At 73.8% G+C, this 13,613-nt stretch carries 16 protein-coding genes; 8 read left to right on the top strand and 8 right to left on the bottom strand.

All coding sequences use genetic code 11. The features are described from left to right. Positions 1 to 19: 19 nt before the first annotated feature. From eis to ACIA6B_RS08805, 3 genes are all read right to left on the bottom strand, one after another. Complete coding sequence (eis, locus tag ACIA6B_RS08815; protein WP_396772193.1) at positions 20 to 1,219, bottom strand: enhanced intracellular survival protein Eis; 1,200 nt, start codon at positions 1,217 to 1,219, stop codon at positions 20 to 22. Positions 1,220 to 1,270: 51 nt separating this feature from the next. Further along, positions 1,271 to 1,990: a PP2C family serine/threonine-protein phosphatase gene (locus ACIA6B_RS08810; protein ID WP_107154591.1), complete on the bottom strand. Its 720-nt coding sequence runs from the start codon at positions 1,988 to 1,990 to the stop codon at positions 1,271 to 1,273. Positions 1,991 to 2,083: 93 nt separating this feature from the next. Beyond that, positions 2,084 to 2,611 (bottom strand): helix-turn-helix domain-containing protein, encoded by a 528-nt coding sequence (locus ACIA6B_RS08805; RefSeq protein WP_396772192.1) that lies wholly within the window; start codon positions 2,609 to 2,611, stop codon positions 2,084 to 2,086. Between the two features lie 55 nt (positions 2,612 to 2,666). Between ACIA6B_RS08805 and ACIA6B_RS08800 the strand changes: the two genes are divergently transcribed. Further along, the gene (locus ACIA6B_RS08800) at positions 2,667 to 3,887 is read left to right on the top strand and encodes a benzoate/H(+) symporter BenE family transporter (protein WP_396772191.1); all 1,221 of its coding nucleotides are present in this window, start codon (positions 2,667 to 2,669) and stop codon (positions 3,885 to 3,887) included. A gap of 346 nt (positions 3,888 to 4,233) precedes the next feature. On the opposite strand, the gene ACIA6B_RS08795 is transcribed toward ACIA6B_RS08800, so the two are convergent. From ACIA6B_RS08795 to ACIA6B_RS08780, 4 genes are all read right to left on the bottom strand, one after another. Next, positions 4,234 to 4,599 (bottom strand): hypothetical protein, encoded by a 366-nt coding sequence (locus ACIA6B_RS08795; RefSeq protein ID WP_396772190.1) that lies wholly within the window; start codon positions 4,597 to 4,599, stop codon positions 4,234 to 4,236. Between the two features lie 29 nt (positions 4,600 to 4,628). Continuing rightward, positions 4,629 to 4,877, bottom strand: a complete 249-nt coding sequence (locus ACIA6B_RS08790; protein ID WP_107154595.1) for a hypothetical protein — start codon at positions 4,875 to 4,877, stop codon at positions 4,629 to 4,631. Positions 4,878 to 4,954: 77 nt separating this feature from the next. Continuing rightward, entirely contained in the window at positions 4,955 to 5,425 is a 471-nt protein-coding gene (gene mscL / locus ACIA6B_RS08785; protein WP_396772189.1) for a large conductance mechanosensitive channel protein MscL, read from the bottom strand. Between the two features lie 39 nt (positions 5,426 to 5,464). Continuing rightward, positions 5,465 to 6,148, bottom strand: coding sequence for a FadR/GntR family transcriptional regulator (locus ACIA6B_RS08780; protein WP_396772188.1), 684 nt, complete (start codon positions 6,146 to 6,148; stop codon positions 5,465 to 5,467). A gap of 49 nt (positions 6,149 to 6,197) precedes the next feature. On the opposite strand from ACIA6B_RS08780, the gene ACIA6B_RS08775 reads away from it, so the two are divergent. Further along, entirely contained in the window at positions 6,198 to 7,493 is a 1,296-nt protein-coding gene (locus ACIA6B_RS08775; RefSeq protein ID WP_396772187.1) for an MFS transporter, read from the top strand. Between the two features lie 10 nt (positions 7,494 to 7,503). Here ACIA6B_RS08775 and ACIA6B_RS08770 read toward each other — a convergent pair whose 3' ends face one another. Then, complete coding sequence (locus tag ACIA6B_RS08770) at positions 7,504 to 7,860, bottom strand: STAS domain-containing protein (protein WP_396772186.1); 357 nt, start codon at positions 7,858 to 7,860, stop codon at positions 7,504 to 7,506. A gap of 159 nt (positions 7,861 to 8,019) precedes the next feature. On the opposite strand from ACIA6B_RS08770, the gene ACIA6B_RS08765 reads away from it, so the two are divergent. From ACIA6B_RS08765 to ACIA6B_RS08740, 6 genes are read left to right on the top strand one after another with little or no spacing between them, the layout of a single operon-like run. Continuing rightward, entirely contained in the window at positions 8,020 to 8,880 is an 861-nt protein-coding gene (locus ACIA6B_RS08765; protein WP_396772185.1) for an STAS domain-containing protein, read from the top strand. Further along, positions 8,880 to 9,293 (top strand): STAS domain-containing protein, encoded by a 414-nt coding sequence (locus tag ACIA6B_RS08760; RefSeq protein WP_396772184.1) that lies wholly within the window; start codon positions 8,880 to 8,882, stop codon positions 9,291 to 9,293. Before ACIA6B_RS08765 ends, ACIA6B_RS08760 begins: the two co-directional genes overlap by 1 nt. Then, positions 9,290 to 9,709, top strand: a complete 420-nt coding sequence (locus ACIA6B_RS08755) for an ATP-binding protein (protein WP_396772183.1) — start codon at positions 9,290 to 9,292, stop codon at positions 9,707 to 9,709. The genes ACIA6B_RS08760 and ACIA6B_RS08755 overlap by 4 nt, the downstream gene beginning before the upstream one ends. After that, positions 9,706 to 10,719 carry a SpoIIE family protein phosphatase gene (locus ACIA6B_RS08750; RefSeq protein WP_396772182.1) on the top strand — a complete coding sequence of 338 codons (1,014 nt, stop codon included), beginning with the start codon at positions 9,706 to 9,708 and terminating at the stop codon, positions 10,717 to 10,719. The genes ACIA6B_RS08755 and ACIA6B_RS08750 overlap by 4 nt, the downstream gene beginning before the upstream one ends. Then, the gene (locus ACIA6B_RS08745; protein WP_396772181.1) at positions 10,716 to 12,065 is read left to right on the top strand and encodes a sensor histidine kinase; all 1,350 of its coding nucleotides are present in this window, start codon (positions 10,716 to 10,718) and stop codon (positions 12,063 to 12,065) included. The genes ACIA6B_RS08750 and ACIA6B_RS08745 overlap by 4 nt, the downstream gene beginning before the upstream one ends. Before the next feature lie 2 nt (positions 12,066 to 12,067). Further along, positions 12,068 to 13,606, top strand: coding sequence for a SpoIIE family protein phosphatase (locus ACIA6B_RS08740; protein ID WP_396772555.1), 1,539 nt, complete (start codon positions 12,068 to 12,070; stop codon positions 13,604 to 13,606). The last annotated feature ends 7 nt before the right edge of the window (positions 13,607 to 13,613 follow it).

Raw genomic sequence — 13,613 nt, 5'->3', positions numbered from 1 at the left:
GTCGATGCCGGCAACCCGATCAGAAGTCGGCGAACAGGTACGGCAGTTCGCGCGGGAAGAGTCGGCGCAGCTCGACGGCGGCGTCCACCGGCACCTCGCCCAGCCCGCGTACCGCCACCTCGACCGGGTCGAGCACCCCGTACGCCAGGGCGGACAGCCCGGCGGCGGTCAGCCGGGCCGCCGGCACGGTGCCCTCGGCGGCGCTGTCGGCCGGCAGCACCGCCAGTTTGCCGGTGGTGCCGTCGAGCAGGTGCCGGCCGGCGAGCCAGCGGTCGCCGACCAGCTCGACGAGCACCCGCCCCACCCCGACCGGCTGCTCGGCCAGCGCCTCCAGGCTGAGCAGCCGGGCCATCGGCGCGGAGGAGTCGGGCCGGTGCGCCCGCGTCTCGACGTGCACGTCGAAGTCGGTGAGCCACTGCTCGGGCAGCTCGTCGGGGCCCAGCTCGACGCTGACCCGGTTCACCTGGTCGACGTGCCGGGCGAAGAACTGGAGCAGCGACGCCCGGGCGTACGGGTCGTCGAAGAGCAGGTCGTCGGCGATCAGCGTGCCGGCGTGGTCGTCGATCCGGTAGGTCACCGCGCCGACCGTCTCACCGCTGCGTACCACGCTGAGCAGCCAGCGGTCGTCCCGCTCGCGCAGGCCGACCGCCCGGAAGTCGGGGAAGACCGCGAAGCCGTGCCGCTCGCGCAGGCACCGGTCGGTGTAGGCGCGCCACCGCGGGTAGCCCGCCCCGATCCGCTCCCAGACCAGCTCGTCGGGCAGCTCGGCGCGCAGCAGCGGCGCCAGCTCCGCGGGGGCGAACACCGCGGTACGCCGCCGGGGCAACCCGGCGTAGCCGAAGCGCTCGTAGAACGAGGGCCGGAACGGGTACAGCGCGCTGAGCTGGTGCCCCTCGTCCCGCATCCCGTCGAGGAGCTGGTGCATCAGCGTCCGGACGTGCCCGCGCCGGCGGGCCAGCGGGTGGGTGGCCACCCCGGCGACACCGGCCATCGGCAGCACCGCGCCGCGCAGGTTCTGCCGCATCGGGATCGCCGAGGCCGCGGCCGTGGCGACGCCGTCCTCCTCGACCACAAGCGTGGTGTTCCCCGCGTTGGTCGGCAGGTAGGCGCGGAACTCGTCGGTCCGGGCCGGCGTCATCGGCGACGCCTCGAACGCGTACGCCTGGAGCGGGAAGCTGGTGGTCAGGCGTTCCTCGGCGCTCAGCCGGCGAATGTGCATCCGTTCATCCCAACGTGCCCGCCCCCGGGTCGCAACCCGAATGGTTCGCCGTCAGGCCTCGGCGACGTCGGAGATGACCACCGTGACGTTGTCCGGTGCGCCGGCCTGGTGGGCCAGCTTCACGAGCTGCTCGCCGCACTGCTGCCGGTCGCCGTAGGTGGCGAGCGCGGCGGCGATGGCGGCGTCCTCCACGTAGTCGGAGAGGCCGTCGCTGCACAGCAGCAGCCGGTCGCCGGGGAAGACGGTGAGCGCCCCCACCGCTGGCGGCGCGTCCTGGCCCTGCACCGCGCGGGTGACGAGCGAGCGCTGCGGGTGGTGCCGGGCCTGGTCGCGGGAGAGCGCGCCCTGGTCGACGAGCGCCTGCACGAACGTGTCGTCGCGGGTGAGCTGGGTCAGCTCGTGGTCGCGCAGCAGATAGCAGCGGGAGTCGCCGACCTGGGCGAGGACCAGCCGGTCACCGGCCAGCAGCGCCGCGGTCAGCGTCGTGCCCATGCCGTCGCGGGCCGGGTCGACCGTGATGGCCGCCCGGATCCGCTGGTTGGCGGTGCTGACCACGGCGCGCAGCGCGTCGGCCGCCTCCTCGGCGCCGGTGGGCGGCGTCAGCTCGTCCAGGATCCGGATGACGATCTCGCTGGCCACCTCGCCGGCCGGGAGGCCGCCCATGCCGTCGGCCACCGCCACCAGGCGGTCACCGGCGAGGGCGGAGTCCTCGTTGTTGGTCCGGACGAGGCCGACGTCGTTGAGGATGGCCGAGCGGAGGATGAGCGTCATGGGGACAAGCTTGCCAAGAAGACCCGCTCCGCGTCTCTACGCGCTGCCGGGTCGGTGGAAAGAAATGTCACCGACTTGCATCCCGGGTGCCCGTCAACTGTCCTTCGCGGATGGACGCGGATAGCGCAACAGCAGGCTGGCCCGGACCTGCTCCTCACCCACCGCGGCGAAGCTGTGCGGCACGTCGGAGGTCCAGCGCAGATACTCTCCGGGGCCGCCGGTGAGCGGGGCGTCCACCGGGCCGGCCCGGAGCACGCCGGAGAAGACGGTCACGTGTTCGGTGACGCCGGTCTGGTGGGCGGGGGAGAGCTGCGCCGGCCCCGGGCTGACCCGCATCCGGTACAGCTCGTACGTCGCGTCGCGGTCGTGGAACACCTCCAGCAGCGTCGCGCCGACCGCTGCGCCGCGTACGGTCGGCGTCTGCTCGGGGGCGGAGAGCACGGCGGTCAGCGGCACCCCGAGCTGCGCGGTGATCGCGTACAGCGTCTCCAGGGTGGGGTTGCGGACGCCGTTCTCCAGGCCGGAGAGCGTGGCCTTGCCGACGCCGGCCAGCCGCGCGAGTTCGGAGAGGGAGATCCCCCGTTCCATCCGGAGGGCGCGGATCCGCGGGCCGACGTCCATGGGGCTATCGTGCTACATCATGTCGTTCCGTAAACGGAACACCGGAGGAGGAAGCGTGGCCGGTCGACTCCAACCCGTACTGGCCGGCGTGGTGACCGCCCTGGTCGGCTTCGCCAGCTCGTTCACCGTCGTGCTGGCCGGGCTGCGCGCGGTCGGCGCCGACCCGGCCCAGGCCGCCTCCGGCCTGCTCACGCTCTGCGTGGCCAGCGGCGCCTGCGCGGTCTGGCTCGGTCTGCGGCACCGGCTGCCGCTCGCCATCGCCTGGTCCACGCCGGGCGCGGCGCTGCTGGTCGCTACCGGGCCGGTCCCCGGCGGCTGGCCCGCCGCCGTGGGCGCCTTCCTGCTCACCGGTCTGCTGATCATCGCCGCCGGGCTGATCCCCGCGCTCGGCCGCGCGGTAGCGGCGATCCCCGCCCCGGTCGCCTCCGCCATGCTCGCCGGGGTGCTGCTGCCGCTCTGCACCGCGCCGGTACGCGCCCTGGTGGAGGTGCCCCGGCTGGCCGGGCCGGTGGTGCTCGTCTGGCTGCTGCTGCACCGGTTCGCGCGCCGCTGGGCGGTGCCCGGCGCGCTCGCGGTGGCCGTGGTGGCGATCGCGCTGACCACCTCCGGGCCGGCCCGGCTGGACGTCGCCCCGGTCGTCGCGCTGACCGCGCCGACCTGGACGCTGCCCGCCGTCGTCGGGCTCGCGCTGCCGCTGTTCCTGGTCACCATGGCCGCGCAGAACGTGCCCGGCACCGCCGTGCTCGCCGGCTACGGATACCGGGCGCCGCTGGGCTCCGCGCTACGGGTCACCGGGCTCGCCACCACGCTCGGCGCGTCGGCCGGCGGCCACGCGGTGAACCTGGCCGCGATCACCGCCGCGCTCGCCGCCGGCCCGGACGCCCACCCCGACCCGGACCGGCGCTGGATCGCCTCGGTCACCGCCGGGATCGGCATGGCGCTGCTCGGCCTCGGCGCCGGCGTGGCGACCGCCCTGGTGCTGCTCTCCCCGCCGGTGCTGGTCGAGGCGGTGGCCGGGCTCGCGCTGCTCGCCGCGCTGGCCGGCGCGGTGTCGGCGGCGGTCGCCCGGCCGGAGACCCGGGAGGCCGCCGTGGTCACGCTGGTGGTCACCGCGTCCGGGGTCAGCCTGCTCGGCATCGGCGGCGCGTTCTGGGGCCTGGTCGCCGGTTGCCTGATGCTCCTGCTCTTCCGCCGCCCGGCCGCCGCGCCGCCGGCCGATCCCGACGGACGGCCCGAAGTCGGCCCCGATCTGGCGGTGTCACATCGGCCGGGCTGACCATCCGGCCGGCTCGCGCCACAAGGGCTCGGCCGCGTCCTGATTCCCGGCCGTGTCCTGGCTCCCGGCCGCGTCCTGGCGCTGGGCTTGTCGACCGCCGGTCACAGGTCCTGCTTCCCGACACGCTGAAGTGTGCCCGAAGCGCCTACGAACTTGATGGCGTGAACGGTTCACCGGTCGTGAGCCATCTACGCCATCAAGTTCGTAGCAGCCACGAGCAGGTGTCCGGGCCGTGCGGAACGGGCTCGGACGAGGCCCTTGACCTTGCGGCACCTCGCGGAAGGCTTACGGCACCTCAGGAAGGCTTGCGGCACCTCGCAGAGGGAGACGTCGGCGCCGATGCGGGTCACTCCTCGGCGGGCAGTTCCGCGGCCGGGACGGTGAGGCGGACCGCGCCGTCGGTCACGGCCGCGATCCGGTCGGCCAGCACGTAGACCGCGCCGGTGTCGGCCAACTCGGTGGAGACCTTGAGGTAGCCCTCGCGCAGCAACCGCGCGGCCAGGTCGGCGGGCACGTCCGGCTCGTCGACGGCGGCCGACTCGATCAGCTCGTCGAGGCTGCTGCCCGGGTCGACCGGGGCGGGCGCCTCCACGGTCACCGCGGCGGGGTCGCCGCGCTGGACGAGATCCACGGTGCCCACCTCGACGCCGGTGGAGTCGACCACCCGCATGCCGGTGGTGACCCGGGAGACGGTGTCCTGCTGCTGGCTCATGCCGAAGCGGTTCCCGGGGCGCGCGGGCGCTAAACGGAGGGGGCCCAGCCGCCCGGCGGGCGGGGGGACAACTCGCGCCAGGTATCCGGCCCGTCGAGCAGCGCGCGGACCGTCTCCTCGGCCTCCTCGACACTGGTGTGCTCGTAGAAGCGGGAGACTCCCTCGGCGCCACCGGCGCGCTGCTCCACGTGCCAGCGGTCGCCGTCCACCCGGAGGAAGACGTCCCGCCGCGCGAGCCGACCCCATTTCCCGTTCCACCAGTGCCTACGCTGCTCCATGCCGGGACTCTATCGAACATGTGTTCGATTCGGGTCGGCCCCCGCGGAATCTCCGCGGGGGCCGGTGGGCTATGGCGTCAGCGCGGGGCCGGCGGCTCCTGCCGGCGGCCGAGCACGTCGTCCAGCGCGCCGCGCTGGGCGGGCGTGCCGTGGTTGCCGGCGAGCAGCGCGTCCCGGATCTCGGTGAGCAGCTTCACCTCTTCGCTGGGCGCGGAGGGCGGCGGCTCCTCGCCGCGCTTGCGCCGCTCGGCGAGCTTGTTCATCGGGTAGACGACCAGGAAGTACAGCGCCGCCGCGGTGAGCACGAACGTGATCAACGCGTTGATGAACGCCACCCAGTCGAACGGGATGCCCCGGAAACTCGGGGTCGAGCCGGTGAGCCCGTTCTTGTTGCCGGTGATCAACACGATGAACACGCGGACCAGTGGTTCCAGGAACGACTTGGTCAGCTGCGTGACCACGCCGGTGAACGCGGCGCCGATGACGACGCCGACCGCGAGGTCGACGACGTTGCCGCGCATGATGAAGTCTTTGAAGCCCTTGAGCATCCGCTCTCCCGTGCTGTCCGAATCTGCGTCCGGCACAACCTATGCCTCGGTCGGCCCCTCGAGAAACGCACCGGCCTCGATCGCTGCCCGCGCTGGGTCGCCGGCCCGGATCGCCGCCACCAGTCGACCGTGGTCGACGTACCGCTCGGGGGTCAGCGCCGGGCCCATGGCCTGCGCGACGGTGCGGCGCAGCGCGGCGCCGACGGAGGCGTACAGCTCGGCGAGCATGGGGTTGTGCGCGGCGGCCACCACCACCGTGTGCAGCGCGGCGTCCGCCTCCACGAACTCGTCCACCCGGCCGGAGCGCCACGCGGCCTCCCGGGCGTCGAGCGCGGCGTCGAGCGCCGCCAGGTCCTCGGGGGTACGCCGCAACGCGGCGAGCCGGGCGGCCTCCACCTCGAACGCGCGCCGGACCTCGACCACCTCGGTCATCCGGTCGTCGGTGAGCTGGCGGGCCACCACCGGGGCCAGCTCGTCGGTCGACACCACGTAGGTGCCGGAGCCCTGCCGGCACTCCAGCACGCCGGCGTGGACCAGTGCGCGGACCGCCTCGCGGACCGTGTTCCGCCCCACGCCGAGCGCGGCCACGAGCTGCGGCTCGGTGGGGATGCGTGCGCCCACCGGCCACTCGCCGCCCAGGATGCGCGCCCGGAGCTGCTCGATCGTCCGGTGGACCCGATGGCCGCGCGGCGGCACGACGACGGAATCCACGGCGGGTGTCACCGGTTACACCTGCTGCCGAAATTCATCCCATGATTGTAGGTTCGAGGTCATGACGCCGCCACCCCCGCCCACCGCGACCGTGCCCTCCGCCGACGTCACCCCCGGGCCGGCGCCGGCGGCCACCCCGGACCCGCCGGCGGCGGTCTCCCCGGCGCGCGGCGGGCTCCTGGTGCTGGTCGGGATGCTGCTTGTCGCGTTGAACCTCCGGGCGGCGGTGACCAGCCTCGGCGCGCTGCTCGACGAGATCCGGGTCGGGCTGGGCCTCTCCGGCACCATGGCCGGCCTGGTCACCACGCTGCCCACCATCGCGTTCGCCGGGCTCGGCGCGCTCACCCCGTGGCTGGTCCGCCGCTGGGCGGCGCCCCGGGTGCTGGTGCTGGCCATGATCGCGCTCACCGCCGGCCAGGTGCTGCGCGCGGTCACCGGCTCGGCGGCCGTCTTCGTGCTCACCAGCGCGCTCGCGCTGGCCGGCATCGCGGTGGCGAACATCCTGTTGCCGATGCTCGTCAAACAGCACTTCCCGCACCGCACCGGGCTGGTCACCGGGGCGTACACGATGGCGCTGACGGTGGGCACGACGGTGGCCGCCGCCTCCGCGGTGCCGGTGGCCCACGCCTTCGGCTCCTGGCGGGCCGGGCTCGGCGTCTGGGCCGGGCTGGCCGCGCTGGCCGTGATCCCGTGGGTGCCGCTGGCGCTGCGGGCGCGCGCCGCGCGCCGGGCGGCCGACCGGACCGCGCCCCCGGCGGTGGTCGCGGCCCCGGCGCGGGTACGGCCCGGCCGGACCCGACTCGGCTGGGCCATGGCGGTCTACTTCGGGGCGCAGTCGCTCAGCGGGTACGCGATCATGGGCTGGCTGGCCCAGCTCTTCCGGGACGCCGGCTACCGGCCCGAGGCGGCCGGCCTGCTGCTCGCCGGCGTGACCGCGCTCGGCGTGCCGGTGGCGCTGACGATGCCGGCGCTGGCCGGCCGGCTGGCCACCCTGCGTCCGCTGGTGCTGTCGCTGACCGCGTTCTCCACCGCCGCGTACGTCGGACTGGCGCTCGCCCCGCGCGGCCTGGCGCCGCTCTGGGTGCTGCTGCTCGCGCTCGGCCAGGGCGCGTTCCCGCTCATCCTGACCACGATCGGGCTGCGGGCCCGGACCGCCGAGGGCACGGTGGCGCTCTCCGCCTTCGCGCAGAGCACCGGGTACGTCATCGCCGCGCTCGGCCCGCTGCTGGTCGGCATCCTCTACGAGACGACCGGCGGCTGGACCGCCCCGCTCGGCTTCCTGCTGGTGGCACTCGCCGTGCAGACGACCGCGGGCATGGTGATCGCCCGTCCCCGCTACATCGAGGACGAGCGCTGAGCGGAGTCGGTCAGGAAGAGGCCGGGGTGGGGTTGCCCGCGACGGCCTCGTCCACCGTCGGGTACGTGTGCAGCACCTCGACCAGGCCGCTGACCTCAAGGATGCGCAACACGCCACGCTGGGGGGCGGCCAGCCGGACCACGCCGCCGGCCTCGTCGCAGCTGTTCTTGGCGCGGACGAACACCGACAGCCCGGTCGAGTCGCAGAACGACACCTCGGCCAGGTCGAACACGAGGCGGCTGCGCCCCTTGTCGAGCAGGTCGGTGATCTGATCCTGGAGCTGCGGTGCGGTGGCCATGTCCAGCTCGCCCGCGACCGACACCACGACCACGTCGCCGCGCTGTTCCGTGTGCACCGTCAGGGACATTCGTCGACCTCCTGTGTTCGGGGGAACGGTATCCCACAATGACCGCGCCGCGCAGAACGGGAGCCGGCACAGGTGCTGTCGATCATTTCTTTGCCCCGTGGCAAGTAGTGCGGCAACCCCCGGTGATAGAGTCCGCCCGTCCAGATCTGGGAGGTCAACGTGGCATTGGGCGCAGAGCAGGGCGGTCGGCTCGCCGAACTGCTGAGTCAGCACGCGGACCGGTTGACCAACCGCTGGATCGAGATCGTCGCCGGCTCGTTGCGCGGCCGACTCAGTCGGGCCGAGCTGGCCCGCCAGGTGCAGGAGCTGCACCGCGCGGTGGCCGACGCCGGCCGACAGGGCATCGGCGACCTGGCCGACGAGCACGGCGGGGAGCTGCGGGCGGTGCTCGCCGAGATCTCCACCAGCCGGGCCCGCCAGGGATTCAGCGCCACCGAGACCGCGATCAGCGTGTTCGCGATCAAGGACGCCCTGCTGGAGTTGATGGAGCAGGAGCGGGGCGAGGACACGCTCCGCGACTTCGTCGCGTTCTCGGCGCTGATCGACCAGATGGGGCTGTTCACCTTCGAGACGTTCGTCCGGGCCCGGGAGAGCCTGATCGCCGACCAGGCGGAGCAGTTGCTGGAGCTCTCCACGCCGGTGGTCAAGCTCTGGGAGGGCGTGGTCGCCGTCCCGCTGGTCGGCACGCTCGACTCGGCCCGTGCCCAGGTGGTGATGGAGCGCCTGCTCCAGACGCTCGTCGACACCGGTTCGCCGTACGCGATCATCGACATCACCGGCGTGCCGGCGGTGGACACCCAGGTCGCCCAGCACATCCTCAAGACCGTGGTGGCCGCCCGGCTGATGGGCGCCGACTGCATCATCTCCGGCATCCGCCCGCAGATCGCCCAGACGATCGTCGCGCTCGGCATCGAGTTCGGCGACATCGCCACCAAGGCGAGCCTGGCCGACGCGCTCCGTCACGTGCTGCGCCTGACCGGGGTCGAGACCACCGCCCGCCGCGCCCGCCGGGAGGCGTGATGGAGCGGGTGCCGATCCTCAAGATCGGCGACATCCTGCTGGTCTCCATCCAGGTCGACATGTCCGACCAGACGGCGGTCCAGCTCCAGGAGGATCTGGCCGAGCGGATCGTCGCCACCGGCTGCCACGGCGTCATCATCGACATCACGGCGCTGGACATCGTCGACTCCTTCGTCGGCCGGATGCTCTCCACCATCGCGTCCATCTCGAAGGTGCTGGACGCCGAGACGGTGGTGGTCGGGATGCGTCCCGCCGTCGCCATCACGCTTGTCGAGCTGGGGCTGTCGCTCAACGGCATCCGGACCGCGCTGAACGTCGAGCGCGGCATGGAGCTGATCGCGGCGAGTCGCGCCGACGACTGGGACGCGGCGCTCGTCGACGACGAGGACACCGAGACGACGGCGACGCCATGACCACGGGCGTCGACCTGGGGGTGCCGGCGACGCAGGCGATCCGTAGCGACGAGGACGTGGTGCGGGTCCGGCAGTTGGTGCGGACCACCGCGGTCGCGGTCCGGCTCTCCCTGGTCGACCAGACCAAGCTGGTCACCGCCGCCAGCGAGCTGGCCCGCAACACGCTGATCTACGGCGGCGGGGGCAGCGCCGAGGTGAGCACCGTCTCCGACGGCCGGCGGCGGGGCGTCCGGATCGTTTTCGCCGACCAGGGCCCGGGCATTCCCGACCTCGACCTGGCCCTCACCGACGGCTACACCACCGGCGGCGGGCTGGGCCTGGGCCTCAGCGGCGCCCGTCGGCTCGTCGACGACTTCGACATCCGGACCGCCGTCGGCGAGGGCACGGAGATCACCATCACCAAGTGGTCGCGATGAGCACCGACGTGGTCCCCGACCACGGCGTGTGGTTCCGGGTCGACAACGGCGCGACCGCCGGCGGCGTACGCCGGGTGGCCGAGCGGCTCGGTGGGCAGCTCGGGCTCAGCACGGAGCGCATCGCGGATCTGGCCATCGTCACCGCCGAGATCACCAGCAACCTGGTCAAGCACGCCCGCGAGGGCGCCCTGCTGCTCCGTCCGGCGCGTCGGGACGGGCGGGCCGGGGTGGAACTGGTGGCCATCGACTCGGGCCCGGGGATGGCCGATCTCACGGTCTCCTCGGCCGACGGGCACTCCACGGTCGGCACGCTCGGCATCGGTCTCGGCGCGATCGCCCGGCAGTCGAGCCGGTTCGACGCCTACTCGCGGCCCGGCCGCGGCACGGTCCTGACCGCCCAGGTCTGGGACGGGCCGCCTCCGGCGCCGGACTGGGCCGGCGGGTTGGCCCGGCCGATCACCGGCGAGCAGGACAGCGGCGACGGGTACGCGGTCCGGCTGGTCGAGGGCCGTCGGCAGGTGCTGGTCTGCGACGGCCTGGGACACGGCCCGCTGGCCGCCGCCGCCACCGGTGCCGCGGTCGCCGCGTTCCGTTCGGCCCCGGCCGGCCCGCCGGACGCCGTGGTGCGGCACCTGCACGCCGCCATCTCGCACACCCGGGGCGCGGCGCTCGCGGTGGCCGAGCCCGATGCCGGGACCGGGCAACTGCACTACGCCGGCCTGGGCAACATCGCCGCCATGATCGTGGCCACCGGCGAGCGGCGGCGCGGCCTGGTGTCGCTGCCGGGCATCGCCGGGCACCAGCGCCCCACGGTCCGGGGGTACGACTACCCGTTCCCGCCCGACGCGACGCTGGTGATGCACAGCGACGGCGTGGTGGACCGCTGGGACCTGGACGACTACCCCGGGCTGGTCGCCCGCCCGCCGCTGCTGGCCGCCGCCGCGTTGCTGCGCGACGCCGGGACCCGCCGTGACGACGCCTGTGTCCTGGTCGCCCGGGTGGCCCCATGAGTGAACCACTCCTGCACCTGGCGCTCCGGGTCGAGCAGGACATCTTCCTGGTCCGGCAGCGGGGCCGGGAGGTGGCCGCGGCGATCGGGCTGGAGCACCAGGACCAGGTCCGGATCGCCACCGCGCTCAGCGAGGTGGCGCGGGAACTGCTGCACGGGGTGGCCGGCGCCGACGTCACGTTCGCCGTCGACCGGGACGTCACGGCCGGCCGGACGGAGCTGCGGGTGGACCTGTCTCCGGTCCGTCCGTTCCCCGACGGCCGGTACGAGCCGCAGTCCGGCGCGGTCGCTCGTCTCGTGGACTCGTTGCGGGTGATGTCGGTCGAGGGCGTTACCGTCGTGAGGATGTCCCGACGAGTGCCGGACCACGCCGAGGAGCTGACGCCGGAACGCGCCGACCAGCTCCGCGCCGAGCTGGCGGAACGCGCTCCGGGCTCCGCGCTGGACGAGTTGGCCGCACAGAACGCCCAGCTCATCGCCGCGCTCGACGAGGTGCGCTCGCAGCGGGACGAGCTGGCGGTGCTCAACGCCGAGCTCCAGGAGACCAACCAGGGCGTGATGGCGCTCTACAACCAGCTCACCGAGGAGCTGGAGGAGACCAACCGTGGCGTGGTGGCGCTCTACGCCGAGCTGGACGAGAAGTCCGCCCAGTTGCGGGCTGCCAGCGAGTCGAAGAGCCGGTTCCTGGCCAACGTCAGTCACGAGCTGCGTGCCCCGGTCACCGCGATCATCGGTCTGGGGCGGCTGCTGGCCGACTCCGCGTCCGATCCGCTGACCGGCGAGCAGGCCCGCCAGGTGGGGCTGATCCGGTCCTCCGCGGGTGACCTGCTGGCCCTGGTGAACGAGCTGCTCGATCTGGCGAAGGCCGAGTCGGGCCGGATCGAGCCGGACTGGTCCGAGGTCGACCTGCGGGCCGTGTTCGGGCAGCTTCGCGGCACGCTGCGGGCGTTGGCCACCCGACCCGAGGTGGAGCTGGTGGTGGAGGAGCCGCCGGTCCCCGCGACGGTCCGCTCGGACGAGGTGCTACTCGCCCAGGTGCTGCGCAACCTGTTGCACAACGGCCTGAAGTTCACCGAGCGGGGCGAGGTGCGGCTGCGCGCCGAGCGTCGGGACGAGGTGTGGTCGCTCTCGGTCACCGACACCGGCGTCGGCATCCCGCCGGAGTTGCACGAACGGATCTTCGAGGAGTTCTACCAGGTGCCGGGCACGACCCGGGTCGGCGGCACCGGCCTCGGCCTGCCGTACGCCCGGCGGCTGGTCGCCCTGCTCGGCGGCACGCTGACGCTGACCAGCGAAGCGGGCCGGGGCAGCACGTTCACCGTGGTCCTACCCGTGGGCGGAGCGTGACGGTGGAGGGCGGGCCGGCGACGGTGCTGGTGGTCGACGACAGCGGCCCGAAGCGTTACCTGCTGGTGAACTGGCTCACCCGGGCCGGGTTCGTGACCGTGGAGGCCGAGAACGGCACGGCGGCGCTGGAGCGGGTGGCCCGGGAGCCGGTCGATCTGGTCGTGCTCGACGTGCGACTGCCCGACATGAGCGGCTTCGAGGTCTGCGAGCGGATCAAGGAGGCGTACCCGTCCGTGCCGGTCATCCACGTCTCCGCGCACGCGGTGGACGTAATCGACCGGGCGCAGGGGCTCACCCGGGGCGCGGACGCGTACCTGGCCGAGCCGATCGAGCCGGAGGAACTGGTCGCCACCGCGCACGCGGTGCTGCGCTACTACCAGGCGCGGCGGCGGGCCGAGCAGCTCGCCGAGCGGTTGGCGGCGCTGGCCGACGCCACGGTGGAGATGCACGCGTCGCCGAACTTCGTCCGGCTGCTGGAGGCCGCCGCGTCCGGCGCCGCGCGGATCTTCCGGTCGCCGGCGGCGGTGGTGGCCGAGACGTTCGACGGGGACTGTCTGGCGGGCGTGGCCGCCGACCCGCACACGCCGGCCGGGATCGTGCCGTGGGTGGTGGACGACACCGGCGTGCCGATCGGCACCCGGGTGTGGGTGGACCAGCCGGGCAACTGGCCGTTGACCGACTGGCCGGAGGGCGACACGGTGACCGTGGCCGCCACGCGGCTGCGGGAGGACCGGGCCCCGCTCTACGTGGTGGTGCCGACGTCCACCCAGACCGTGCGGACGCCGGTGCTGGTGCAGCTCGCCCAGGCCGTGGCATCGGCGGTGGAGGCGCAGCGCTCCTTCGACGAGGAGCACCGGATCGCGGTGACGCTCCAGCGCAGCCTGCTGCCACGGCGGCTGCCCGAGGTGGCCGGCCTGGACCTGGCCGTCCGCTACGAGCCGGCGAGCGCCCAGACCGAGGTGGGCGGGGACTTCTACGAGCTGGTGATGCTCGACGGGCACCTGCTGGTGGCGATCGGCGACGTGGCCGGGCACTCGCTGCACGCCGCCACCGTGATGGCCGAGCTGCGGCACGCGGTCCGGGCGTACGCGGTCGAGGGGCACCAGCCGGGCGTGATCCTGGACCGGGTCAACGAGCTGATGCGGACGCTGCTGCCGACCGAGCTGGCCACCATCTGCGTCCTGCTGCTCCACCCGGGCACCGGGCTGATCCGGATGGCCAGCGCCGGGCACCTGCCGGCGCTGCTGAGCCGGGACGGGCGGGTCGAGTTCGTCTCGCAGTCCGCGGCGTTGCTCGGCGTGCGCGCGCCCCGCCCGCCCGACCTGGAGTTCGTGCTGCCGGCCGGCGCCACGCTCGTCCTCTACACCGACGGGCTGATCGAGCGTCGGGACGCCACCATCGACGACGGGATGGCCGCGCTCGGCGTGGCGGCCACCCGGGTGGATGACGACCTCGACCAGTTCTGCCAGCGGCTGCTGATCGAGCTGGCGCCGCCGGAGATCCACGACGATGTCGCGGTGGTGGCGGTCCGCCGCCGCTGACTCCCGG

The sequence above is a fragment of the Micromonospora sp. NPDC051141 genome (genome assembly GCF_044455765.1).
Classification (GTDB): domain Bacteria; phylum Actinomycetota; class Actinomycetes; order Mycobacteriales; family Micromonosporaceae; genus Micromonospora.
The sequence above is the reverse complement of the archived record's forward strand: the minus strand, read 5'-3'. Positions and strand labels throughout refer to the sequence as shown.